17 protein-coding genes, 1 tRNA gene, 2 rRNA genes, 1 other RNA gene and 1 riboswitch are annotated in these 25544 nt (G+C 40.8%); of the genes, 19 read left to right on the forward strand and 2 right to left on the reverse strand.

Annotation, left to right across the window (positions count from 1 at the left end; genetic code table 11):
* Positions 1 to 62 precede the first annotated feature (62 nt).
* Positions 63 to 626: an LOG family protein gene (locus tag C1N55_RS00145; RefSeq protein WP_370452558.1), complete on the forward strand. Its 564-nt coding sequence runs from the start codon at positions 63 to 65 to the stop codon at positions 624 to 626.
* Between the two features lie 42 nt (positions 627 to 668).
* Here C1N55_RS00145 and C1N55_RS00150 read toward each other — a convergent pair whose 3' ends face one another.
* Positions 669 to 1049 carry a sodium:proton antiporter gene (locus C1N55_RS00150; protein WP_137726954.1) on the reverse strand — a complete coding sequence of 127 codons (381 nt, stop codon included), beginning with the start codon at positions 1047 to 1049 and terminating at the stop codon, positions 669 to 671.
* 199 nt (positions 1050 to 1248) lie between these two features.
* On the opposite strand from C1N55_RS00150, the gene C1N55_RS00155 reads away from it, so the two are divergent.
* Together C1N55_RS00155 and C1N55_RS00160 are read left to right on the forward strand one after the other, a co-directional pair.
* Complete coding sequence (locus C1N55_RS00155; protein ID WP_137726955.1) at positions 1249 to 1875, forward strand: RraA family protein; 627 nt, start codon at positions 1249 to 1251, stop codon at positions 1873 to 1875.
* A gap of 137 nt (positions 1876 to 2012) precedes the next feature.
* Positions 2013 to 2165: riboswitch (cyclic di-AMP (ydaO/yuaA leader) on the forward strand.
* A 130-nt stretch (positions 2166 to 2295) separates the two neighbouring features.
* Positions 2296 to 3552, forward strand: a complete 1257-nt coding sequence (locus C1N55_RS00160) for a cation:dicarboxylate symporter family transporter (RefSeq protein WP_205758501.1) — start codon at positions 2296 to 2298, stop codon at positions 3550 to 3552.
* A 230-nt stretch (positions 3553 to 3782) separates the two neighbouring features.
* On the opposite strand, the gene C1N55_RS00165 is transcribed toward C1N55_RS00160, so the two are convergent.
* Positions 3783 to 3875, reverse strand: a tRNA-Ser gene (locus C1N55_RS00165).
* Between the two features lie 301 nt (positions 3876 to 4176).
* Between C1N55_RS00165 and ffs the strand changes: the two genes are divergently transcribed.
* The 16 genes from ffs to C1N55_RS00245 all read left to right on the forward strand — a co-directional run bounded on the left by ffs (position 4177) and on the right by C1N55_RS00245 (position 25484).
* An RNA gene (gene ffs, locus C1N55_RS00170) (signal recognition particle sRNA large type) lies at positions 4177 to 4443 on the forward strand.
* A 256-nt stretch (positions 4444 to 4699) separates the two neighbouring features.
* On the forward strand, positions 4700 to 7093 hold the full coding sequence (locus C1N55_RS00175) for a cytochrome c oxidase subunit II (protein WP_137726957.1): 2394 nt from the start codon (positions 4700 to 4702) through the stop codon (positions 7091 to 7093).
* A 3-nt stretch (positions 7094 to 7096) separates the two neighbouring features.
* The gene (locus C1N55_RS00180; protein ID WP_137730478.1) at positions 7097 to 8032 is read left to right on the forward strand and encodes an ABC transporter ATP-binding protein; all 936 of its coding nucleotides are present in this window, start codon (positions 7097 to 7099) and stop codon (positions 8030 to 8032) included.
* Entirely contained in the window at positions 8029 to 8892 is an 864-nt protein-coding gene (locus tag C1N55_RS00185) for an ABC transporter permease (protein WP_137726958.1), read from the forward strand. The genes C1N55_RS00180 and C1N55_RS00185 overlap by 4 nt, the downstream gene beginning before the upstream one ends.
* Positions 8893 to 8905: 13 nt before the next feature.
* Positions 8906 to 10336, forward strand: coding sequence for a hypothetical protein (locus tag C1N55_RS00190; RefSeq protein WP_137726959.1), 1431 nt, complete (start codon positions 8906 to 8908; stop codon positions 10334 to 10336).
* 14 nt (positions 10337 to 10350) lie between these two features.
* Positions 10351 to 11346 (forward strand): AAA family ATPase, encoded by a 996-nt coding sequence (locus tag C1N55_RS00195; protein WP_137726960.1) that lies wholly within the window; start codon positions 10351 to 10353, stop codon positions 11344 to 11346.
* Positions 11343 to 12221: a DUF58 domain-containing protein gene (locus C1N55_RS00200; protein ID WP_137726961.1), complete on the forward strand. Its 879-nt coding sequence runs from the start codon at positions 11343 to 11345 to the stop codon at positions 12219 to 12221. The genes C1N55_RS00195 and C1N55_RS00200 overlap by 4 nt, the downstream gene beginning before the upstream one ends.
* Before the next feature lie 11 nt (positions 12222 to 12232).
* Positions 12233 to 13984 (forward strand): vWA domain-containing protein, encoded by a 1752-nt coding sequence (locus C1N55_RS00205; protein WP_137726962.1) that lies wholly within the window; start codon positions 12233 to 12235, stop codon positions 13982 to 13984.
* Positions 13968 to 16562 (forward strand): VWA domain-containing protein, encoded by a 2595-nt coding sequence (locus C1N55_RS00210; RefSeq protein ID WP_137726963.1) that lies wholly within the window; start codon positions 13968 to 13970, stop codon positions 16560 to 16562. The genes C1N55_RS00205 and C1N55_RS00210 overlap by 17 nt, the downstream gene beginning before the upstream one ends.
* 205 nt (positions 16563 to 16767) lie before the next feature.
* Positions 16768 to 18543: a DNA polymerase III subunit gamma/tau gene (gene dnaX, locus C1N55_RS00215; RefSeq protein ID WP_137726964.1), complete on the forward strand. Its 1776-nt coding sequence runs from the start codon at positions 16768 to 16770 to the stop codon at positions 18541 to 18543.
* An 89-nt stretch (positions 18544 to 18632) separates the two neighbouring features.
* Positions 18633 to 18947, forward strand: coding sequence for a YbaB/EbfC family nucleoid-associated protein (locus C1N55_RS00220; RefSeq protein WP_137726965.1), 315 nt, complete (start codon positions 18633 to 18635; stop codon positions 18945 to 18947).
* A gap of 12 nt (positions 18948 to 18959) precedes the next feature.
* A complete protein-coding gene (gene recR / locus C1N55_RS00225; RefSeq protein ID WP_107937661.1) occupies positions 18960 to 19556 on the forward strand; it encodes a recombination mediator RecR in 597 nt (198 codons plus the stop codon).
* Positions 19557 to 19744: 188 nt separating this feature from the next.
* The gene (locus C1N55_RS00230; protein WP_137726966.1) at positions 19745 to 19960 is read left to right on the forward strand and encodes a YaaL family protein; all 216 of its coding nucleotides are present in this window, start codon (positions 19745 to 19747) and stop codon (positions 19958 to 19960) included.
* Positions 19961 to 20025: 65 nt separating this feature from the next.
* Positions 20026 to 20295 (forward strand): pro-sigmaK processing inhibitor BofA family protein, encoded by a 270-nt coding sequence (locus C1N55_RS00235; protein WP_137726967.1) that lies wholly within the window; start codon positions 20026 to 20028, stop codon positions 20293 to 20295.
* A 401-nt stretch (positions 20296 to 20696) separates the two neighbouring features.
* Positions 20697 to 22250 (forward strand): 16S ribosomal RNA (locus tag C1N55_RS00240).
* A 313-nt stretch (positions 22251 to 22563) separates the two neighbouring features.
* Positions 22564 to 25484, forward strand: a 23S ribosomal RNA gene (locus tag C1N55_RS00245).
* The 16S and 23S rRNA genes sit together here, the layout of an rRNA operon.
* Positions 25485 to 25544: the final 60 nt, after the last annotated feature.

Consider the following 25544-nt stretch of genomic DNA (forward strand, 5'->3'; position numbering starts at 1 on the left):
AGAGTATTAATAATTTCGCAGTATACTTGTATTATATCAAATCGAATATTGGGGGAATGAAAATGAACGTTGCTATCTACTGTGGTTCACAATCTGGGAAGAAGTCTGTTTATATAGAAAAGGCAAAAGAGCTAGGAGAAACATTAGCAAAAGCTAAAATTGGGATTGTCTATGGTGGCTCTAATGTTGGTTTAATGGGAACAGTTGCGGATTCAGCTCTGGGTCATAACGGAAGAGTGATCGGTATTATGCCAGAGCATTTGCAAAAACGTGAAATCGCTCATTTATACTTAAGTGAAATTCATTTTGTTGAATCTATGCATGTTCGAAAAAAGAAAATGGTCGATCTATCCGATGCCTTTATTGCCTTGCCAGGGGGCTGTGGTACACTGGACGAATATTTTGAAGTCTTTACCTGGGCTCAAATCGGCCTACATCATAACCCGGTTATTTTATATAATATCGATGGATTCTACGACGCCCTTATTCAACATTTCCATAAGATGATTGAGGAAGGCTTTATTCGTGAAGAGCAGCGTGAAATCTTAAAAGTCGCTACAACAGCTGAAGAAATTTTAACGATTTTAAGAAATCATCAAGAAATTTTATTGAAAAAAGGAAGCTAATATGAAACCCTAAGTAATCTATCATCCATTACTTAGGGTTTTCTATCTTAAAATAATTGCCACTAATAATGGAATTGCCATTAAAAGCAAGACACCGAAGCTCCATAACACTTGTTTGGAAGTTGACATATTTTTGGGGCGAATGCTAAACGTATCATATAAATTGTTGATTGCCCGTTGCTCTTTTTCATAGAGCATTTTTTGAAATTGATCGTAATCATCAATGTAAGAATAAGGTGAATCTAACCCAAATCGGAGTGAGCGAATATCATCTGTAACATCTTGATTATCGTGAAAATAAAGAATGGTTGGAGCAAGCCCTCCAGTTGATTTTGCAATAACCTCGATATCAAATGTCGCCATCCTATAACCTGCTTCGCCAGTATTCTTTTGAAATTGAGTTACTAATCGGTTTATTTTCATACATGTCACTCCCTACTTGTTTAGGTCTATTAAAACGCCCGTCTAGAAGAGCATGCTTAAAACCATTGTATCCAGATTATTTAACTTTAATGGGGCAAATTAGATTAAATTAATAAAAAAACCTATTTAACTTAATCTAATATTCCTATAATATTTAAATTATTACAATTTTTAGTTAATTTAAAAGGGGGCAGTAATAATGGAAACGACAAAAGTTCAACAGAGATTAATCAGTTTACCTACTACGGCTATTTCAGATGCTACAGGTGGCCATACAAATATTGATGGAGCTATTAAACCTCTTAGCGACCACTTTAAAATTGCTGGACGAGCTCTTACTGTACGATTGCCTGATGGAGAAAATGGGGCAGTTTTAGAAGCGATTAGTAAAGCGCAAAAGGGCGATATACTTGTAATTGATGCTAAAGGAAATACAAATCGTGCGGTTGCTGGAGATTTTGTCATTTCATTAGCTAAAGGTGTAGGAGTCCAAGGATTTGTCGTAAATGGAGTAATACGTGATATTGTGGCAATTCGACAAATAGATTTCCCTGTCTTTTCATTAGGTACAACGGTTGCTGCAGGTTTTAAGCATGGAGGCGGAGTTGTAGGTGTACCTATCGCGATTGGTGGTGTGACAGTCCATCCAGGAGACTATATTGTTGGTGATACTGATGGGGTTGTTGTTATTCCAAAAGAAGATGTTGAAGAAATAGCAACTGCTGCAGAAGAAAAAATGCGAAAAGATGAATTACGTGAAGCCGAAGCATTATCAAATGGTGAGGTCTCTATTCGTGAATATTTAGAAAAAGTTTTGCCTAAATAGAGTTATTATTTTTGTTCTATTAATTTTTTTGAAAATGAAAGGCTTATATATCGCTCTTTTATCCTTCGAATTTGCTTAAAAAAGATGGAAATAATCATTTATTTACTTTTCAAGTATAATAATGATAAAATTTAATTAGTTATTTTTCGCTTAATCTTAATTTAAGAGCGGGGGACCCAAATGATTTATACGGCTATTTCCGTTATAGGTGAATTCTAAAAAAGAAAGGGCTTACGTTTCCGAAGTCCTAACCCGAAAGCTAACCTCGTAAGCGTTTAAAGGAAGCGATATGAAGAGATTTAGTTAGTCTATAGTACAAGCTATTTTTTGTGTTAATTAAATTAATAGGTTTCATTCATATACTTGTTTCCCTTACCAGTGTAATTCGACTAGTAAAATCATCAAGAAGGTGGGGTAATTATGAAATTTAAATTAAGTCTAGCAATGCAAATCTTAATTGGTCTTATCTTAGGAGTAATTGTCGGCGGGATTTTCTATGGAAGTGAAACAGCACAAAGTGTTTTGCAGCCATTAGGGGATCTTTTCCTCCGCTTGATTAAACTGATCGTTGTACCAATTGTACTTTCAAGTATTATTGTGGCTATTGCAGGTGTAGGAGATTTGAAAGCTGTTGGTAAACTGGGCGGCAAATCATTGGCATATTTCATCGGCATGACATTATTGGCCATTGTAGTAGGTCTAGTTTCAGCTAATATTTTCCAACCTGGATCTGGCATAAATATGAATAATCTAAGTCAGGCTGATATTTCTAGTTATGTCGATACTTCCCATGAACAAGAAGGAAAATCCATTGTGGATACACTTCTGCATATTGTTCCTACAAATCCTATTCAGGCAATGGTTGAAGGCGATATGCTGGCGATTATCTTCTTTGCCGTAGTACTGGGCCTTGGAATCGCTGCGATTGGCGAAAGAGGAAAAGTGGCATTAGGATTCTTTGAAGGTATATCACATGCTATGTTCTATGTAACAAACTTATTTATGAAGTATGCACCGATTGGTGTTTTCGCTTTAATCGGAGTAACAATTTCTAAATATGGTTTTGCATCACTAATTCCACTTGCTAAATTAGCGATCACTGTCTACGGAACAATGATTTTCTTTGTTATTGTTATATTAGGCATTATGGCTAAAATTATTGGGTACAGCATCTTTAGATTAATAAAGGTGATAAAAGAAGAATTAATTTTGGCATTCTCTACTTCTAGTTCGGAAACGGTTCTTCCAAGAATCATGGACAAAATGGAGAAGGTCGGTGCTCCAAAACATATTTCGACATTTGTAATTCCAACAGGTTATTCTTTTAACTTGGATGGTTCGGTATTATATCAAGCAATCGCTTCATTATTTGTTGCACAAATGTATGGTATTGAACTAAGTATTGTTCAACAAATAACGTTAATGCTAGTGTTGATGGTCACATCAAAAGGTATGGCCGGTGTACCAGGTGTATCATTCGTTGTATTATTAGCTACATTCGGCACAATGAATCTACCTGCAGAGGGCTTAATGTTTATCATAGGTATCGACCGTATACTAGATATGGGACGAACTGTGGTTAACGTAGTGGGGAATTCATTGGCAGCACTTGTTGTTGCGAAATGGGAAGGTCAATTTAACCCGAATTCTGATGTTGAAAACACTCAAAAGGCTTAATAAAGAAATATCGTATAAAAGTATATAATCGAGACTATCGGCGTTTATCGTTGATAGTCTTTTTTACTTGTTTTAGTCATTGAATACTGATTTGATGATAAAAATCAGCTATAAGATAAGAGTGAAAAATAAAAAAACGACTTAAGGTGAATAGTTCATCTTAAGTCGTTATATAAAAAAAACCGCATTCACAAGAAACGGTTAAGTAGTTGATTAATTAAATTGAAAAATGGCGGAGGCAGTAGGATTTGAACCCACGCGCGGTTTAACCCGCCTGTCGGTTTTCAAGACCGATCCCTTCAGCCAGACTTGGGTATGCCTCCGTATAATATGTCGAAATCTATCGACAAGAAATACTATATCATTTATTGTAACCTTGGTCAATACTTTTATTCATTTTTTTGTTTTTGATAATAAACATTATTTGCTTTCATAAAATAATAGTGAAATGATTTGTAGATTAAGGTTAGAGCATTTTGTGAAAAGATTGTTGCTCAAAAAAAGAGAACATAAAGATAACAAATCATCATGATTCACTTACTTTAATAGGAAAATTTTATATTTCCAAATTACCCAGAACAAAACATTGCATTTACCCCTTGATATAAAGTATACTAATTTATGCCGTGCTAGGTGGGGAGGTAGCGGTGCCCTGTAACTCGCAATCCGCTCTAGCGAGACTGAATTCCTTTTCTGAGGCTGTCCGTATGTTTGGTCTGCCTCTTGCACGTAGCGTTGAAGGTTGGGTCCTGCGCAATGGATACCCACGAACCATGTCAGGTCCGGAAGGAAGCAGCATTAAGTGGCTTCATCCATGTGCCGCGGGGTAGCCTAACCTGAGCTGGCGACAAGAGTAACGCTTATGTACGGCTGTCGAAGAAAGGTGCACGGCTTTAATCTACATATTAAGCCAAAAGGCATCCAAAAAAGACAAAATCAACTTTAATGTTGGTTTTGTCTTTTTTTTTTCGCCCACCTTACCAGAGGAGCGCTTTAATTCCTTAACCATCATAAAACCTCAAAAAAAATCCTATAGTATTACGAACAGCACGAACAAAATCTGAAAATTTGATAATTATTTGGAAATACTGGAACTTAAATGTAAAATGAACGTACCAATTAAAGAGAGAAAAAGGAGGTTAGGGATTTGTTTAAGCGAATCATACCGGTATTATTTTTATTTTCATTTTTTATTAGTTTTCTACATATAGACAGTGCTAGTGCAGCACCTAAATTAGATGTAAGTGCGGAAGCTGGAATTTCCAATAAGGTAAAGTACTACACACCACTACCACTTAAATTAACCATTACGAACAACGGGTCGTCCTTTTCAGGAGACCTGGTCATTGATGCAGCTGAGTCTTATTCTGTCGGTTCAGGGTTGGTATATCCATTAGATATCGCAGAGGGTGAGACGAAAACCATTCAGCTTTATTTAAATGGACTCTCTGATGATTATATGTACAGTGGTAGTCAACAACAACCGAACCTATTCTATTTCTATGAGGGCGGTATTGAAAAAGGGAAGCTTGTGGAATATACAGGTACGAAAGCGGTACGTCCACAGTTTCATGAACAAGATGCATCATTTGTGTATACGTTAACGGAAAATAGTGATCGACTATCTGCCTTACAACGATTAAGACAATTTTCAGCTTATAACGTGGAAGTTTTCCATGTGAATCAGCTTAAAAATTTTGAATTACCTTCAGAAACAAAGGGTTTAGCGATGGCTGATGTTATTGCGGTAGATGAAATCAGTCTTGCAGATTATACAGAAAATCAACAACAAGCCATTTACAATTGGGTAGAAAATGGTGGAACGCTGCTAATCGGCGCTTCCGATCAGATTGAAGCTTCTTCAGGGCTTTTTAAGGAGCATTTACCATTAATCCTTTCAAATGAGAGGGTCAGTGTTTCAAAGGAAAAACTAACAGCTTTATCTAAGGACGGAATTTTCCCGGAGGGTATTGAAGTTTATAAAGCGCAAGAAAAAGAAGGAAGTGCCCGTTTGCTTGTTGATGGGGATACAATCCTAGCCTCAAGTAAATCTTTAGGAAGTGGACGTATCATTCAAACAACTTTTTCTTTAGGTGATCAACCACTTGCGGGTATGGACGGCTACGCAAAATTAATAGCTCAATTATTAAATTTACAAAATCCAAACCAAAATAACTCATTTGGAATGTATTATGGCGGGTTAAATGAGTACCTACCATCAGAAGTTGGCGGTGTGAATGAGCTTTTCCCTTCTTTTGAGGTCTCTACAACCTTACTTGTGATTACGGTCATCGTTTATATCTTAATCATTGGCCCATTACTATATTTCGTCTTAAAAAGAATGGATAAACGAGAACAAGCGTGGTGGATTATCCCTGTCTTATCAATTGGACTATCACTAGCCATGTTTATTTTTGGCGCGAAGGATCGTTTGCTCCAATCCCAAATTCAACAATCTGCTTTTTATAAGGTAGAAGGGGAGAATTTGGTAGGGAATTATGTAGAGTCCATTTTAACAAATCGAGGTGGGGACTTCACCTTTACAACGGATGCTAATACAACAGCTGTTGCGTCCCGTGGCTCCAATATGTATTCAAATCCATCTGAAGCTGTATTACATGAGAAATCATATGTTAAAGAACAGGCAAATGGATCAACTATAAATTTGAGAAATTTAAATTACTGGTCTGTTCAATCGATTGTTGGGCAAACAAAAATCGAAAATGCAGGGAATATGGATATTCAGCTTACACTTAAAGATGGAAAAGTAGAGGGAACTATCACAAATCATTTCCCATTTAAATTAAATGATGTAGCGATCTGGTCTGGTTCGAAAGAAATTGTTTTAGGGGATATTGAGCCCGACGATACGCTTGAAGTATCGGAAGAAGTAAAAAATTCGGTTCTTCTTTCGCCATCCTTTTCAAATTACAACTATACACAACCACAATCTAAAGATGATTTAATGCCCGTACGCTTAGAAAAACTTAAATATGGCGTAGGGGCTTTGGTAGAGGGTGAACGATTGCCTACGGTTATTGCATGGACAGAAGAAGCGTTAGTAGGTATTGAACTAGACGGAAGTGCAAAAATGTCACCCGTATCTTATATTGCTCAGAGTTTTGAGCCGACAATTGAATTATCAGGGGACTTCACTTTAGATAAAGAATCATTAGAAGAAAATTTAGAGCCAACGAATGGTTCTGGTTATATGGAATTAATGAACGAAGCTACAAATGAATGGTATTTAGATAAAGGGGATTATAACTTCACTGTTTGGGCGCCAGATGAGCTTTTGGGTAGCACAACTTGGACAGAAATATCCATTTCTAACAAAGCGGCTAATCGAACATCCCTTGCTATTTGGAATTGGACCACTTCGAATTATGAGGATATTCAAGAAAAAAGTGTAAGTTTTTCAACAAACCTAAATCAATATATATCATCAGAGGGGCAAGTGCAGATCCTTGTTCGGTTAACGGATGATATGGGGTCACCTGTAAAAATGCCAGATGTCGAAATAAAAGGGGTGGCAAAATAAATGATGGTTGATATTCAAGGATTAACAAAAAAATACGGCTCCTTTACGGCGTTAGATAATTTAACTTTGTCCCTGGATGAAGGTGTAGTCTTTGGCTTTGTAGGTGCCAATGGTGCAGGGAAATCTACAACATTTTCAATACTATCTACTCTTCTTGCACCAACAGCTGGAGACGCTTTGATAAATGGCAAAAGTGTTGTACGTGAAGCGAAGGAAGTACGTAAACAAATTGGCTATATGCCTGATTTCTTCGGGGTTTATGACCAGTTAAAGGCAGATGAATATTTAGACTTTTACGGGGCGAGTTATGGGCTGCCTGCTGCGGAAAGAAAAGTACTTATTCCGCAATTATTAGAGCTGGTGAATTTGACGCATAAACGCTACGAATATGTTGACTTACTATCCCGTGGGATGAAGCAACGACTTTGTTTAGCTCGTTCGCTTATCCATGATCCTAAAGTGTTGATTCTGGATGAGCCAGCTTCAGGTTTAGATCCCCGTGCGCGTGTGGAAATGAGAGATATTTTAAAGCATTTAAAATCAATGGGGAAAACGATTTTAATATCATCGCATATCTTACCGGAGCTTGCAGAAATGTGTGATGAAATTGGTGTAATTGATAATGGGAAACTAATCGCCCATGGCAATGTTGCTCAAATCCAGGATCAGTTGCAGAGTGATAAACGTATCATTGTTAAGGTGATGGATGAAATCGAAAAGGCCCGCGCCTTTTTTGAAGAGGACCCATTAGTTAGCTCAATTGAAGTAACACATGGAAAAAATGAGGTTGCCTTTAATTATCGCGGAAAAACAAGGGATCAAGTAAATCTTTTGCGGAAGGCATTGCTTGCAGATATTCCGATCTTCTCACTAACGGAAGAGGAAAAAGATTTAGAAGATGTCTTTATGGCGATTACAAAGGGGGCGGATGCAGAGTGATGGAGCGTTTTTCAAATCCAGTATTATCGAAGGAGTTAAAATTACGATTCCGTGCCTTTAAAAGCTTCTCTGGACTAATGTTTTACTTAGCGGTCCTCTGTATTTTTGTTACTGGGTTTTTATTAATCTACACACAATTTTCAGGTACTGCCTTTTTTAGACCAAGTGACAGCTTTACGATGTTTGCTGTATTAAGCGTAATTCAGATGGGGCTTGTAATGTTCATTACCCCAGGCTTAACTGCAGGTGCAATCAGTACTGAACGAGAAAAACAAACTTTAAATATTTTACTGACAACAACACAAAGCTCAACGCAAATTATTGTAGGGAAGCTTTTGTCGTCAGTGGCATTTTTAGTTTTAATGCTGGTGGCGGGCTTGCCGTTATATAGTCTTGTATTTCTATTTGGCGGTGTATCGCCTTCACAGTTAATAACAATCTTCTTGTTTTATTTGGTGACACTAATTGCAATCGGCAGTATTGGGATTATGTTTTCAACAATAACAAAAAGAACAATTGTATCAATGATAGCTACTTATGGATCCATGATCTTTTTAGCAGGAATTACAGCCTTCCTATTCTTTGTTGGGGTATCCATGGAGCAAATGTTTATGGGTTCGGGGAATCCTCAAGGAAATGTAACGCCTTTTTCTCCCATTTCGTACTTCTGGGCGAGTATTAATCCAGGCGTATTAATGGTGACGATCCTGTACCCTGATATGGCAACAAGTCTTGAGTCGGTAGTTGGAATTTCTATGCCGGTCTGGGTAAGCTATTTAATTTTCTATGTACTAATAACAGCTTTTTGCTTATTTATAGCCATTCGTAAATTACGTGCAAACATGAAAACAAACAGATAAGGAGGCAAAGAAGATGGATCGCCGTCGTTCATTGAAACAATTTATCAATCGAGCAAAAAGAAGTTTGAATTTGGAGCATTCACTTCCTAAATTGCAATATGGCATCCTTTTAGCATTCTTTCTAAGTGCGGCGATTCTTTTAGTTTCTCGTTTATTTGTCTTTCCTTACTATCGGAATGTTGCAATTTATGTCGGTATCGGAACTATAGTAGCCTTCGTTCTTTCTATTTGGTGGAGGCGAGTTCAAGAAAAGGAAGCAATGCACCATTTGGATAGCTTTTACCCTCATAATGAGCTTGTGACCGCTCTTTCTTTAGGGGATGAGTCCAATCCATTAGTGGGCTCCATCTTGCAAAAGGCAGTAAAAGAATCATCAGCTGCTTTTGAGCGATTTAAGAAAAGGGATAAGGTTCTTTGGAAGCCGAAAGTTTTGGTCGGCATTGTTTTGGTTTTAATCGCGATGGGGGCTTTGTCTATTTTCCCATCTGCAACACAACAACAAGCCCTTGTTATAGAGAAAGAGCAGGATGTTTTAAAGGACCTGGAAAAAGAAGTGACGAAGCTTGAGGACAAAACCAAAACAAAAGAAACTAAAAAACAATTACAAGAATTACAAAACAAATTAGACGAATTAGAAACCTCCGAGGAAGCATTACGGGAAGTAGTGAAAAAACAAAAGGAATTAAAGCTTCAGGAGCAAAAGTTAAAGGAAAAACAAGAATTAGCAAAGCAAGATAGCGGTGAAGGAATGGATGGCTTAACTGCGGAGGAACAAAAGCAACTTGAGGAGCTTATGGAGCTTCAAAAGGAACTGGCCAATACCGCAAATAGTACCCAAACTGCTTTAAGCAAACTTGGAAAACCTATTAGCTTTGATCTACAAAATGCCATTGCCAGTGAACTTGGTTCGGAATCGGCGGAAAATAGTTCGGAAAATGAACAGAGTGATTCTTCAAGTGAAGATGAAGTGGAACAAAACGATAGTGATGGCAATAATCAAGAAAACAGCCAAGGCAACAATAATGGTTCGGGTCAGAATGGGCAAGGTCAAGGAAATGGTACAGGTAACGGTTCCGGGCAAGGAAACGGCTCAGGAAGTGGCTCTGGGCAAGGAACTGGAACAGGAACCGGAACCGGCGGAACCGGTCAAGGTAAAGGTGGCAATGGTGCCGGATTAGGCCAAGGGGGTCGTGATTTACTTTCCATTCCTAATCGAGTGGGTGGTAACCAAGATACTACTGTTGATGGCGGTCCACTAGGAGATGGAACCGCAGTAGGGGAACAAAAAGGACCTGTTCCAGTTACAAAAGGAACGATTCGTCCTTACGAAGAAGTGGTAGGCGACTATAAAGATAGTTACTTAAAAAGCTCTGATAGAATGCAGCTACCCAAGGATCTACAAGATATCGTACAATCATATTTTTCTTCCATTGAGTCGGAATAAGGAGGTTTTAAGAAGTGCCTTTTAGTGAACAGCAGTATAGCGAAATAAGTCAAGAATTACAGCGGGTAAAACAAGAAATAGGTAAATTTATAGTTGGTCAAGAAGAAGCAATCGAATTTACACTGTACTCCATTTTGGCTGATGGTCATGCTTTGTTGGAGGGTTTGCCGGGTCTCGGGAAAACGATGTTAATACGGACGATTTCGGAAGTGCTTGATTTATCCTTTTCACGTATACAATTCACCCCTGATTTAATGCCAACGGATATTACGGGAACAAATATTATAGAACGAACTGAAAATGGAAAACAGCAATTTGTCTTTCAGCCGGGACCACTTTTTAGCCAGATGGTCTTAGCCGATGAAATTAATCGAGCTACACCGAAAACGCAAAGTGCACTGCTAGAGGCTATGGGGGAAAAAACCGTTACGATTTTAGGGGATACAAAGAAAATGGCAAGACCGTTCTTTGTTCTTGCTACGCAAAACCCGATTGAGATGGAAGGAACCTATCCATTACCAGAAGCACAGATGGACCGCTTTATGTGCAAAATTTTAGTCCCTTATCCATCTAAAAAAGAGTTAATGGAAATTATGAAAAGAACGACTGGTGCAGAGGAAGTTGAATTAGAGAAAGTCATGAACAGTGACAGTTTAGTTGTGGCACAGCAAATGGTCAAGGAAGTATTGGTAGCGGACGAAATGATGGAATATGCGGTTAATTTAGTTGTCGCCACGCATCCAAAGGGAGACTTCTCTTTACCGGATGTTCAGCAGTTTGTGATGTATGGAAGTGGTCCCCGGGGCTTGCAAAGTATTATCAAATTAGCAAAAGCTCGCGCTGTGATGCAAGGCCGTTTCCATGTATCAATCGCAGATATTAAATCAGTAGCTAAACCAGCTCTTCGCCATCGAATGATGATGAATTATGAAGGAGAAGCAGAGGGGAAAACAGCGGATGATTTAATCGAAAGCATTCTATCTTCAATTCAGCAAGGCGTGGGTCTATGAATAATCAAAAAATAATATTGCCTGATGAATGGGTTGCGAAAATTAGTCGTTTATCTATTGCAACCTCCTCAAAGCTACGTGGACAACATAAAGGGGGTAATCGTTCTCAAAGGTTTGGTTCATCCCTCGATTTTTCCGATTTTCGTGAATATACCCTAGGTGATGATGTGAGACAAGTCGATTGGAATGTGTATGCGCGGACGGAAAAATACTTTATAAAACGTTTTTTAGATGAGCAAGAGATGCGGGTACATATTTTATTGGATGCTACTCGGTCAATGGGTGAGGATAAGAAATGGTTGTTCGCAAGACAAATCGCTTCTGCCATTGGGCTAATGGTTTTAAATCGAGATGATCGGCTCTCCTTTTCTTATGTAGGAGAAATGAGCGCGCTTCCTTTTAGGAAAAAAGGAGCAACCTACAGAAAACACTTCTTACAAATAGTCTCTCGCTTAGAAGAAGCAGGCGGTAAGGGTAGTTTTGCGCGAGAAGGTATCAAGGTATTACCTAAAGATAGTACGGTTCTATTTGTTATTACAGATGGGCTTGAACCGATAGCTGAATGGGAGCAATTTTTCAAAAGATTACCTCGCTTTGCTGGGGATATTCGTTGTATTCAAATTCGAACTGAAAATGAAATAAACCCATCCTATACAGGAGATATTCGATTAATAGATGCTGAAACTAATCGTGATGTAAATGTATCAGTATCAAACCGTGTATTGACTGGCTATGAAAAAACAAAAGAATTACATGAAACAGAATTTGATGCATTAGTTAACCGTTTTGGCATTCGGAAAATCCAGCTTATTGTGGAGGATGGATTACAAAACGCCATTTTCCATAAATTACTCAAGTCACATTGGGTGCAGTGAGGTGAAGTGATTTGGGATTTACTAATCTATTCTTTTTATGGACCGCCTTCATCCCGGTGATTGTCCTACTTTATTACTTTTTTCGTAAAAAATATAAAGACCAGCCAGTTTCCTCTACACTCTTTTGGGATGAGGTCATGCAGGAAACAAAAGCTTCACCTTATTTGAAGCATTTACAAAAAAATGCGCTTCTTTATTTACAACTATTAGCGCTAATTTTATTTGTCCTTGCTCTTATGAACCCTTTTGTGAAAACGACAGAAATTGCAGGAGAACAGTCCATTTGGATTATTGATACTTCAGCTACTATGCTCGCCAAAAATGGAGAGAGGACTACTTTTGATCAGCATAAAGAAGAGATGAAGTCTTTGGCATCCGCATTGAGCGGTAGGCCTTTGACGATTATTACTACTGGAGACGAGCCAAAAGCAATCCTACGCCAGGAAACAAAAGCCGCGGTCATACATAATGCAATTGAGAATCTAGAAGTCACCTATGAAGAAGAACAGCTACCAAAGGCAATTGATATGGCAACGGCTTTTATCGGAGAATCCGCTACCTCGATATATTTATTCACAGATTCGGTTGAACGAGGAGAACTTCCAATTGAAAGTGAAAAACTTACGTGGGTTGTAAAAGGAGCAAGTAAAGAGATAGAGAACGTATCCATTACTCGGTTGGCTGCAACAGCGTTAGAGGATACTACACTAGCCCTTGTTCAGTTGAAAAATGAAACTAAAACTTCCCAAGTAGTTCAGCTTTCTCTATTGGATGGGGCTGAAAAGCGAATTGTTCAAGAGGAAGTGACTTTACAAGAGGGAGAGGAATGGTCTAAAACCTTTGAGGGTTTCCCTCCTGTAAATTTATTAACTGCGAAAATTGAAGTAAATGATGATTATGAAGTCGATAATACAATGATGACCCTAATTGGTAGCGGAACATCGGAAATCGTTATCGACCAGCAAATGCACCAGCTTGTGCAAAAGGGGTTTCAAGCTTTAAATACAGAAGTGAAAATTGTTCCTTCAGATCAGTTAGTAGGTATGAAGGATGCAATGATTGTAACAAATCAATCGGAACTTCTCGATAAATCTAAATCACCGCTTGTATTAATTGGACGTGATGATGTAGATGCAAAAGAAGTAAATGCCCTTGTAGATGTTTCACAAGATTCGTTATTTGCTTTTAGTTCATTAGAAGATATCTATGTTAGTTCGATTTATCCTCCTTTCGATGACTTTACGACAATTGCAACAATTGGTGAACAGCCTTTTGTTCAACGGTCACCAAGTGGAGATATTGTCATTTTAGCGGATATCGAGCAAACGGATTGGCCACTTCACCCTTCATTCCCGCTTCTTTTATGGGGGATTCAAAATGAATTAATGGAAGGAACGCAAAATTTGGGTACTTTCTCTCCAAATGAAAGGCGAGCTGTTTCACTTACTTCTGGGGAATGGTCCGTTTACTCCATGCAGGATGAGTATATCGCGTCTATAGATGGGGGTAGCGAGTTTAGGGCTCCGAGGGTTCCGGGAGTATACACAATCAGTTCAAAGGAAGAGGAAAAACACTTCATCGTTCAGATCACGAGTGGGGAACGTTCAATTCAAGAAGGCGCTAGCTTTGAATTAGGAAATGTTCAAAATGATGGACAAGAAGAAACGACAAAAAAATCATTTGTTCAATGGTTGCTTATACCGATTCTTTTATTACTCGTATTAGAGTGGGAGGTGCAAAGAAGACGTGGATTTGCGAATTGATGCCCCACTGGCACTTTTACTACTCATTCCGCTTGTTGGGTATTTCCTCTGGACATGGTGGAAGTACCGTAAGCAGCTAAAGAAAAATCAGCAAATTGTCTTTGGTATTCGAATTTTTGCAGCTGTCCTTTTAGTGTTTGCTATTTGTTCGCCTTATCTATTATTACCGGTAAAAGATGAACAGATTGTTTATTTAATTGACCGTTCCGCATCCCTGGAGGGAATAGAGGATCAAGCAATTTCCTTTATAGAGGAAGGCTTGAAGTCAAAAAAAGAAACGCATCATGTAGGGGTGTATTCCTTTGCCTCTAATCTTCAAACAGAATCGATGTTAACTGATACATTAGAGCATGTTCCAGAACTTAGTGACATCACAAGTAGAGGAGATACAGATATTGCGCAGGCAATACAATTGGCGACGGGCATTGTAGATCTAGAAAAGGCGACGCGCATTGTTTTGTTAACAGATGGTTTAGAAACAAAGGGGAATGTGGCAGAGCAACTAACAAAATTAAAGGAATCAAATGTTTCCATTGATGTTGTTAAGTTAAGTCAAAATGTAGCCGCTGACGTTTCGGTTCAAAGCTTTACGACACCACAAGTTGCTTATGCAGGGGAGCAACAACAGCTGGTGACGGAAATTGAATCGACAACAGCAACTAAAGGGGAACTTTACTTATACGAAAATGATCAACTTATCTATCAGGAACCAGTGCAGCTTGAAGAAGGGTCCAATGTGTTTACCTATCGACATGTAGGCCAGGCTGAAGGGTTAGTAAAGTATGAAGCCCTCGTTCAAGTAGATGAGGATGCGATTTTAGAAAATAACAAATTAACAAGTGTCACCATGGTCCAAAGTACACCGAGAATTTTAATTGTTAGTGACCAAAAAGAGGAATCTTCCATTAGTTCTGCGATTGGGACGAATTCAGTCAATTATGATGTGATAGCCTCAAGTGAATTACCGAGTTCTCTATCAAGCTTTTTACACTATAATGCGATTATTTTTGATAATATCCCTGGACATCTTGTCGGCGAGGAAAAAATGGGTGTTATTGAGCAAGCCGTTAAAAACTTTGGTGTCGGCTTTATGATGGTAGGTGGTGAAAATAGCTTTGGACTTGGGGGATATTTTAAAACGCCAATAGAAGCCCTATTACCAGTTGAAATGGAAGTTAAGGGAAAACAGCAATTACCATCATTAGGTTTAGTAATAGTCCTTGACCGCTCGGGAAGTATGATGGGTCCGAAAATCGAATTAGCCAAAGAAGCTGCTGCTCGATCTGTCGAATTATTGCGTGATGGAGATACCCTTGGTTTTATAGCATTTGATGACCGACCTTGGGAAGTAATTGAAACAGCGCCATTAGCGGATAAAGAAAAGGCTGTTGATACGATTTTATCGATACCTCCGGGTGGGGGGACAGAAATTTATTCCTCATTGGAGCTAGCCTATGAAAACTTGGCCGACTTACAATTACAACGTAAACATATTATCTTGCTTACTGATGGCCAATCCTATACAGCAAGCAGCTATGAAGAATTAATAGAAGCAGGAAAAGAAAATAATATTACTTTATCTACTGTTGCCATTGGAGCTGATGCAGATTCTTCTTTATTAGAGGATTTAAGTGAATGGGGAAGCGGACGTTTTTATAGTGTACTCGATGAAACAACGATTCCTTCCATTCTGTCACGCGAAACGGCCATGATATCAAGAACATATATAGAAGATAACCCTTTCCATCCAATTATCTATAATACAGAAGGATGGAATGCACTGTTTGAAGCGGGTGTTCCACAAATGAATGCTTATATCGGCACTACTGCAAAGCAAACAGCCACGGTGATTGCGGAAAGTGAGAAGGAAGATCCCGTATTAGCAGAATGGCAATATGGATTAGGTCGAACAATTGCCTTCACTTCAGACTCTACTGGTGCTTGGACGGGCGACTGGGCGCGCTGGGAGGAATGGCCAAACTTCTGGCAAACAGCAATTTCAAGAATGCTACCAACCTATAATGAAATTGCTTATGACATACGATTAGATGCCCAAGGTTCATTTGTCATCACAGATCCAACCAATCAGGCCGCATTTTTGGATATAGCCATTGTAAATGAATTTGGAGAAGAGCTGGAAGCCCAATTAGAGCCGATATCCGCAAGTAAGGTAAGGGCAACAGTTGAAGCTGAACCTGGCCTAGTTTTCCTCCGAATTACAAGTGGGGACGGGAAAATATATCAAGCTGGCCAGACGATTCCATATAGCAAGGAATATGAGCTGCATCCTCCCAATGAATCTTTAATAGCACAAATGACGGAGCAAACTGGAGGTTTACTTATAGAAGAGCCTGAGCAAGCATTCCGAGAATTTGCTATGAAGGGTGCAGAAAAACAAGGTATTACATTGTGGCTCGTTTTAGCGAGTATGCTATTATTCTTCATTGATATAACGATTCGAAGATTTGGGTGGAGCTTCCTGCAAACTGTTGGACGTGGGAAGAAGAGATCACATCAACCTGAATCTAGAGAGGAAACAAATGTCGCTCAGCTACTGAAGGAAATGAAAAAGAAATAATCATAGAGAAAATAATTTTTGAACGGATTATAAGATAAGATGAAAAGAGGGGAGCTGCTTTTTGGACAAAAGTAGCTCCTATTTTTGTTCCGTGAATAATTTAAACAATTGAATGGCAATTTTACCGTTGGAAGGGAAAACAGAAGTGGACCTATGATATAATATAGCTACTAGAAAAAAGGGTAAGTAGAAGGGGTGAAAAAAGTTGACATATCAAGCGTTTTACCGTGTTTATAGACCTCAAAGCTTTCGTGAAATGTCCGGTCAGACACATGTAAAAAGAACCCTTCAAAATGCTTTATTAGCAAATAAAACAACACATGCCTATCTCTTTTCAGGTCCTCGTGGAACCGGGAAAACAAGTACGGCCAAGATTTTTGCAAAAGCATTGAACTGTGAAAAAGCTCCAGCCAGTGAGCCGTGCAATGAATGTCCTACATGCTTAAGCATTACAGAAGGTTCGCATCCAGATGTAATAGAATTCGATGCGGCGTCTAATTCACGTGTCGAAGAAATGCGGGACATTATTGAAAAAGTAAGATTTGCTCCGGCGAACGCACGTTTTAAAGTGTATATTATCGACGAGGTGCATATGCTTTCAACAAGCGCTTTTAATGCACTTTTAAAAACATTAGAAGAACCACCTCCTCATGCAGTATTTATTTTGGCAACAACAGAGCCTCATAAATTACCTGCAACGATTATCTCACGTTGTCAACGGTTTGATTTCAAACGTTTGTCCTCAAACGATATTCTAGAGCGAATGAAAGTCGTATTAGAGGATATAAATCTTCCTTATGAGGAACAGGCATTAAAAGTGATTGCTCAAGCAGCGGCTGGTGGGATGCGTGATGCATTAAGCTTATTAGATCAGGTTGTATCATTTAGTGGAGATACATTGACACTAGATAATGCTTTACTTGTAAGTGGCTCCATTAGCCAAGACATCTTTTATAATGTAGTGGAGTCTTTAAAAGCGAAAGAAATTGCAAAAGTATTAACTGCGATAGAAGAGCTTATCGCTGATGGGAAGGATCCTCTTCGATTAGCAGAGGATTTAATCACATTTTTCCGAGATTTATTATTACTGCAAACGAGTAGTGAGCTTACGGAATTGCTGGAACTTGTAGCTCCAGAGGACAAGTTTATTCAACTAGCACATGAATTTAGTGCCGATACACTTTATGGATATATCGATATACTATCTAAAACACAACAAGAAATGCGCTTCTCACATCATACAAAAATCTATCTTGAAACGGCTTTGTTGAAAATGGCACAAGTACAGAATAGTGGAGCCGTTAATGCTCAAGCTCAAGTAGGTAGCATAGCGCTAGATCCTGCGATGAATGAAAAGGTAGCAAATCTTGAAAAAATGGTCCAGCAGCTAACGATGCAGCTCCAAAATGGTGTTCAAGGACAAGGAACTGCCAGTGTGCAGCAGAAAGAAGCTCCACGTCCTCGCGCTAAATCCAATAATTTCAACGCACCTGTTGGTCGGATTCGTGAGGTTTTAAAAACTGCAACCAAGCAAGATATTCACAATATAAAAAATGGATGGGCACAGTCCTTGAGTCAGCTTCAAAAATCGCAAGCGGCCTTGTTGGCAGAGGCAGAACCAGTTGCTGCCTCAAGTAGTGCATTTGTGATAAAATTCAAGTATGATATACATTGTCGAATGGTTGCCGAAAACAGAGAGTTTACAAGCCTTTTCGCTCAAGCCTTGTCTCAAATGACAGGAACTATGTATGAAGTGCTGTGCATTCCTGAAAATGATTGGATGACGCTACGTCAAAACTTTATTAAAGAAAACGGCCTGAATCAGAAAAAGGAAACTTCTGACGATGAATCGGATTTGGATAGGGATGACCATGAGGAACCATTTATTGATGATGCACAAGAAATCGCTTCAGAGGATCCATTGATTGTGGAAGCAGAGAAAATGTTTGGCAAGGATTTTGTCGAGGTAGTTGAAGATTGATTTGGAAGTTCAGATGAAAATACACTTACGTGTATAAATTTTATCTGATTATAAATTTATAATTAAACATTATTAGGAGGAATTTTAATATGCGCGGTATGGGAAATATGCAAGGTATGATGAAGAAAATGCAAAAAATGCAAAAGGAAATGATGCAAGCTCAAGAAGAGCTAAATGCAAAAGAATTTGAAGGTACTGCTGGCGGCGGTATGGTAACAATTACGTTAAACGGTCAACGTGAAGTGCTAGGCGTTAAATTAGATCCATCTGTCGTAGATCCTGACGATGTAGAAATGTTAGAAGACTTAATCGTTGTTGCTACAAATGAAGCATTAAAGAAAGTAGAAGAAACGACTTCATCAACAATGGGTAAATTCACTCAAGGATTAAACCTTCCATTCTAGGAGGAAACATACATGTATTACCCTGAACCAATATCAAAGCTAATTGATAGCTTTATGAAATTGCCAGGCATCGGTCCGAAAACTGCGGCCCGACTGGCATTTTTCGTTTTAACTATGAAAGAAGATACGGTATCCACCTTTGCAAAAGCTTTAATCGATGCAAAAAGAAATTTAATGTATTGCTCTGTTTGTGGGCATATTACAGATGTAGACCCATGTCAAATTTGTTCTGATAAACAGCGTGACATATCAACAATTTGTGTTGTTCAAGATCCAAAAGATGTGATTGCAATGGAGAAAATGCGTGATTATCAAGGGTTATATCATGTTTTACACGGTGCGATTTCTCCAATGGATGGGGTAGGGCCAGAAGATATTAATGTAGCCTCATTGATTACACGTTTGCAAGATGAACGTGTACAAGAGCTAATCTTGGCAACGAACCCGACAATTGAGGGGGAAGCAACAGCCATGTATATATCTCGTCTTGTAAAACCTTCTGGTATTCGTACAACGCGTATTGCACATGGTTTACCTGTTGGTGGCGATTTAGAGTATGCTGATGAAGTTACTTTATCCAAAGCATTAGAAGGCCGCCGCGAACTTTAGGTATTCTTCATCAACATCCTAAAAAGTACTTACAATGAGATTGTTGCAATTGTTTACCCACTCTTTTGTATTAGTTTTAATAACATGTTTTCGCACATAGATTATTCGGACACCAATAAATAACAATATACATGATTAAGTATAAGTGTTGTTGTCCCGCGATATTAGTATAAGGTGAGTGGAGTCGTTTGATATTTAGTCGTAAAGGGAAACTAAAGAGAGAATTTGATGAAAAGCTGGTCAATCTTATAAAAGAGACAAAAGATGACTGGAGTAATGCGAAAGTGATTGAGGATCTTGTCGATGATTATGATTTAGAGGTCATCGCACACCGGAAAATTGCGGAAAGTGTTCATTTTTATTTATTTAAAGAAGCAAGAATTCGAAAAATATTAATTAAATAAGCATACTAAGGGTAGACGCAGAAGCATATGCTCCTATGAACAGGTTTTTGAAAGGAGAGATATGATTGACAACATACATAGCAATTGGTGTTGTTTGTGCGCTACTCTTTTTTACTATATTAATAGGTAGAAAAGTAGGGTTTGGAGCAATTCTTGAAAAGTTAGCGATTCTTTGGTTTAAGCTTGCTTGCTCCTTTGCGTTATTGTACATAGCTCATATTATTGTTGACGGTTATGACATAGTAGTCCCGGTTAATCTGTTTTCCGCACTTACAATTACGATTTTAGGAATACCAGGCGTTCTTTGTATTGGAGTATTAACAGTACTCCAATAATTTTTTTGGTTAAATCTATTGCAATTGGATAGTTATGATGATATATTAATACAAGTCACTACGACACATCAAAAAAATATCATAAAACGAAGAAAGTTATTGACTTTAATGTCGTTGTTTGATAGAATATAAAAGCTGTCGGTTAATTAAATGCCTTTATTAAACTTCTTGAAAAAAGATGTTGACAAATTAATTAATTGAGTGATATAATATAAAAGTTGTCGCGTGAATATCGTGATAATGATGAACCTTGAAAACTGAACAACAAAACGTTAATGAATATAGTTTCCTCTATTAATTTAGAGAAACGAAATTTTGGACATCAAAATTGATGCCAGCAGATGTTTTTTGGACATTAGTATTAATGTCCATCAAAAATTTGAGCTAATCAAATTTTCTCTTTTATGGAGAGTTTGATCCTGGCTCAGGACGAACGCTGGCGGCGTGCCTAATACATGCAAGTCGAGCGGACTTGATGGGAGCTTGCTCCTGTCAAGTTAGCGGCGGACGGGTGAGTAACACGTGGGCAACCTGCCCTATAGTTGGGGATAACTCCGGGAAACCGGGGCTAATACCGAATAATACATTTCATCTCCTGTTGAAATGTTGAAAGATGGTTTACGCTATCGCTATAGGATGGGCCCGCGGCGCATTAGCTAGTTGGTGAGGTAACGGCTCACCAAGGCGACGATGCGTAGCCGACCTGAGAGGGTGATCGGCCACACTGGGACTGAGACACGGCCCAGACTCCTACGGGAGGCAGCAGTAGGGAATCTTCCACAATGGGCGAAAGCCTGATGGAGCAACGCCGCGTGAGTGAAGAAGGTTTTCGGATCGTAAAACTCTGTTGTAAGGGAAGAACAAGTACAGTAGTAACTGGCTGTACCATGACGGTACCTTATTAGAAAGCCACGGCTAACTACGTGCCAGCAGCCGCGGTAATACGTAGGTGGCAAGCGTTGTCCGGAATTATTGGGCGTAAAGCGCGCGCAGGTGGTCCTTTAAGTCTGATGTGAAAGCCCACGGCTCAACCGTGGAGGGTCATTGGAAACTGGGGGACTTGAGTGCAGAAGAGGAAAGTGGAATTCCAAGTGTAGCGGTGAAATGCGTAGAGATTTGGAGGAACACCAGTGGCGAAGGCGACTTTCTGGTCTGTAACTGACACTGAGGCGCGAAAGCGTGGGGAGCAAACAGGATTAGATACCCTGGTAGTCCACGCCGTAAACGATGAGTGCTAAGTGTTAGGGGGTTTCCGCCCCTTAGTGCTGCAGCTAACGCATTAAGCACTCCGCCTGGGGAGTACGGTCGCAAGACTGAAACTCAAAGGAATTGACGGGGGCCCGCACAAGCGGTGGAGCATGTGGTTTAATTCGAAGCAACGCGAAGAACCTTACCAGGTCTTGACATCCCATTGACCGCTATGGAGACATAGCTTTCCCTTCGGGGACAGTGGTGACAGGTGGTGCATGGTTGTCGTCAGCTCGTGTCGTGAGATGTTGGGTTAAGTCCCGCAACGAGCGCAACCCTTGTTCTTAGTTGCCATCATTTAGTTGGGCACTCTAAGGAGACTGCCGGTGACAAACCGGAGGAAGGTGGGGATGACGTCAAATCATCATGCCCCTTATGACCTGGGCTACACACGTGCTACAATGGACGGTACAAACGGTTGCCAACCCGCGAGGGGGAGCTAATCCGATAAAACCGTTCTCAGTTCGGATTGTAGGCTGCAACTCGCCTACATGAAGCCGGAATCGCTAGTAATCGCGGATCAGCATGCCGCGGTGAATACGTTCCCGGGCCTTGTACACACCGCCCGTCACACCACGAGAGTTTGTAACACCCGAAGCCGGTGGGGTAACCCTTTTGGGAGCCAGCCGTCGAAGGTGGGACAGATGATTGGGGTGAAGTCGTAACAAGGTAGCCGTATCGGAAGGTGCGGCTGGATCACCTCCTTTCTAAGGATATTTAACGGAATGGTTGACCTTGTGGTCAAACCAACATTAACGTTTTGTGTTCAGTTTTGAAGGTTCAGCAATGAATTTTCAAATTGTGCTCCTGCCGCGAAGAAAAGCTAGGAAGTAATTCAAAGCTTTCGTCGCAAATCTGCACGGAGTATTTCACTGATGTTTAGTCACGATGTGATTGAAGTCAGCTGATTTGTTCTTTGAAAACTGGATAAAACGACATTGAAAGCAACAAAATTCAAGTAATTGATTGTGTAGTTCTTAAGTCTTTTCTTTTTTAGAAAAGCAGTAACTGATCTTTATAGGTTAAGTTATTAAGGGCGCACGGTGGATGCCTTGGCACTAGGAGCCGAAGAAGGACGGCACTAACACCGATATGCTTCGGGGAGCTGTAAGTAAGCTTTGATCCGGAGATTTCCGAATGGGGGAACCCACTGTTCGTAATGGAACAGTATCTTGACGTGAATACATAGCGTCTTGAAGGCAGACCCAGGGAACTGAAACATCTAAGTACCTGGAGGAAGAGAAAGAAATTATTCGATTCCCTGAGTAGCGGCGAGCGAAACGGGAAGAGCCCAAACCAAGAGGCTTGCCTCTTGGGGTTGTAGGACACTCTATACGGAGTTACAAAGGAATGAATTAGGCGAAGCGATCTGGAAAGGTCTGCCATAGCGGGTAAAAGCCCCGTAGTCGAAAGTTCATTCTCTCTTGAGTGTATCCTGAGTACGGCGGAACACGTGAAATTCCGTCGGAATCCGGGAGGACCATCTCCCAAGGCTAAATACTACCTAGTGACCGATAGTGAACCAGTACCGTGAGGGAAAGGTGAAAAGCACCCCGGAAGGGGAGTGAAATAGAACCTGAAACCGTGTGCCTACAAGTAGTTAGAGCCCGTTAATGGGTGATAGCGTGCCTTTTGTAGAATGAACCGGCGAGTTACGATTACGTGCAAGGTTAAGCTGAGAAGGCGGAGCCGTAGCGAAAGCGAGTCTGAATAGGGCGAATGAGTACGTGGTCGTAGACCCGAAACCAGGTGATCTACCCATGTCCAGGGTGAAGGTGAGGTAACACTCACTGGAGGCCCGAACCCACGCACGTTGAAAAGTGCGGGGATGAGGTGTGGGTAGCGGAGAAATTCCAATCGAACTTGGAGATAGCTGGTTCTCTCCGAAATAGCTTTAGGGCTAGCCTCGTGATAGAGAATACTGGAGGTAGAGCACTGTTTGGACTAGGGGGGCATCTCGCTTTACCGAATTCAGACAAACTCCGAATGCCAGATATTTATACACGGGAGTCAGACTGCGAGTGATAAGATCCGTAGTCAAAAGGGAAACAGCCCAGACCACCAGCTAAGGTCCCAAAGTAATCGTTAAGTGGAAAAGGATGTGGCGTTGCTTAGACAACCAGGATGTTGGCTTAGAAGCAGCCATCATTTAAAGAGTGCGTAATAGCTCACTGGTCGAGTGACGCTGCGCCGAAAATGTATCGGGGCTAAACGATTCACCGAAGCTGTGGATGGACATCTAAGATGTCCGTGGTAGGAGAGCGTTCTAAGTGCGTTGAAGTCAGACCGGAAGGACTGGTGGAGCGCTTAGAAGTGAGAATGCCGGTATGAGTAGCGAAAGATGGGTGAGAATCCCATCCACCGTATGACTAAGGTTTCCTGAGGAAGGCTCGTCCGCTCAGGGTTAGTCGGGACCTAAGTCGAGGCCGATAGGCGTAGACGATGGACAACAGGTTGATATTCCTGTACCACCTCCCCGCCGTTTGAGTAATGGGGGGACGCAGTAGGATAAGATAAGCGTACCGTTGGTTGAGTACGCCCAAGCAGTAAGGCGTGGAAGTAGGTAAATCCGCTTCCTGTAACGTTGAGCTGTGATGGGGAGCGAGTTTCTCGCGAAGTATCTGATTTCACGCTGCCAAGAAAAGCCTCTAGCGAGGCGGGAGGTGCCCGTACCGCAAACCGACACAGGTAGTCGAGGAGAGAATCCTAAGGTGTGCGAGAGAACTCTCGTTAAGGAACTCGGCAAAATGACCCCGTAACTTCGGGAGAAGGGGTGCTCTCAGCAATGAGAGCCGCAGTGAATAGGCCCAGGCGACTGTTTAGCAAAAACACAGGTCTCTGCAAAACCGTAAGGTGACGTATAGGGGCTGACGCCTGCCCGGTGCTGGAAGGTTAAGAGGAGGGGTTAGCGCAAGCGAAGCTCTGAATTGAAGCCCCAGTAAACGGCGGCCGTAACTATAACGGTCCTAAGGTAGCGAAATTCCTTGTCGGGTAAGTTCCGACCCGCACGAAAGGCGTAACGATCTGGGCACTGTCTCAACGAGAGACTCGGTGAAATTATAGTACCTGTGAAGATGCAGGTTACCCGCGACAGGACGGAAAGACCCCGTGGAGCTTTACTGTAGCCTGATATTGAATTTTGGTACAACTTGTACAGGATAGGTAGGAGCCAGAGAACTCGGAGCGCCAGCTTCGAGGGAGGCGTCGGTGGGATACTACCCTGGTTGTATTGAAATTCTAACCCATACCCGTAAGCCGGGTAGGAGACAGTGTCAGGTGGACAGTTTGACTGGGGCGGTCGCCTCCTAAAAGGTAACGGAGGCGCCCAAAGGTTCCCTCAGAATGGTTGGAAATCATTCGTAGAGTGTAAAGGCACAAGGGAGCTTGACTGCGAGACCTACAAGTCGAGCAGGGTCGAAAGACGGGCTTAGTGATCCGGTGGTTCCGCATGGAAGGGCCATCGCTCAACGGATAAAAGCTACCCCGGGGATAACAGGCTTATCTCCCCCAAGAGTCCACATCGACGGGGAGGTTTGGCACCTCGATGTCGGCTCATCGCATCCTGGGGCTGTAGTCGGTCCCAAGGGTTGGGCTGTTCGCCCATTAAAGCGGTACGCGAGCTGGGTTCAGAACGTCGTGAGACAGTTCGGTCCCTATCCGTCGTGGGCGTAGGAAATTTGAGAGGAGCTGTCCTTAGTACGAGAGGACCGGGATGGACACACCGCTGGTGTACCAGTTGTCTTGCCAAAGGCATCGCTGGGTAGCTATGTGTGGACGGGATAAGTGCTGAAAGCATCTAAGCATGAAGCCCCCCTCAAGATGAGATTTCCCATTACGCAAGTAAGTAAGATCCCTCAAAGACGATGAGGTAGATAGGTTCGAGGTGGAAGTGTGGTGACACATGGAGCTGACGAATACTAATCGATCGAGGACTTAACCAAATCTTGAATGCAGTCAATGTCTTTATCCAGTTTTGAGAGAACAAAGTTCTTTCAACTAAA

Source organism: Lysinibacillus sp. SGAir0095, from assembly GCF_005491425.1.
GTDB lineage: Bacteria > Bacillota > Bacilli > Bacillales_A > Planococcaceae > Ureibacillus.

Excerpts from the sequence above, each read along its gene's own strand:
- C1N55_RS00200 (WP_137726961.1), top strand. The coding sequence starts at position 11,343 with ATGAATAATCAAAAAATAATATTGCCTGATGAATGGGTTGCGAAAATT.
- C1N55_RS00180 (WP_137730478.1), top strand. The coding sequence starts at position 7,097 with ATGGTTGATATTCAAGGATTAACAAAAAAATACGGCTCCTTTACGGCG.
- recR (WP_107937661.1), top strand. The coding sequence starts at position 18,960 with ATGTATTACCCTGAACCAATATCAAAGCTAATTGATAGCTTTATGAAA.
- C1N55_RS00190 (WP_137726959.1), top strand. The coding sequence starts at position 8,906 with ATGGATCGCCGTCGTTCATTGAAACAATTTATCAATCGAGCAAAAAGA.
- C1N55_RS00220 (WP_137726965.1), top strand. The coding sequence starts at position 18,633 with ATGCGCGGTATGGGAAATATGCAAGGTATGATGAAGAAAATGCAAAAA.
- C1N55_RS00155 (WP_137726955.1), top strand. The coding sequence starts at position 1,249 with ATGGAAACGACAAAAGTTCAACAGAGATTAATCAGTTTACCTACTACG.
- C1N55_RS00150 (WP_137726954.1), bottom strand. The coding sequence starts at position 1,049 with ATGAAAATAAACCGATTAGTAACTCAATTTCAAAAGAATACTGGCGAA.
- C1N55_RS00145 (WP_370452558.1), top strand. The coding sequence starts at position 63 with ATGAACGTTGCTATCTACTGTGGTTCACAATCTGGGAAGAAGTCTGTT.
- C1N55_RS00160 (WP_205758501.1), top strand. The coding sequence starts at position 2,296 with ATGAAATTTAAATTAAGTCTAGCAATGCAAATCTTAATTGGTCTTATC.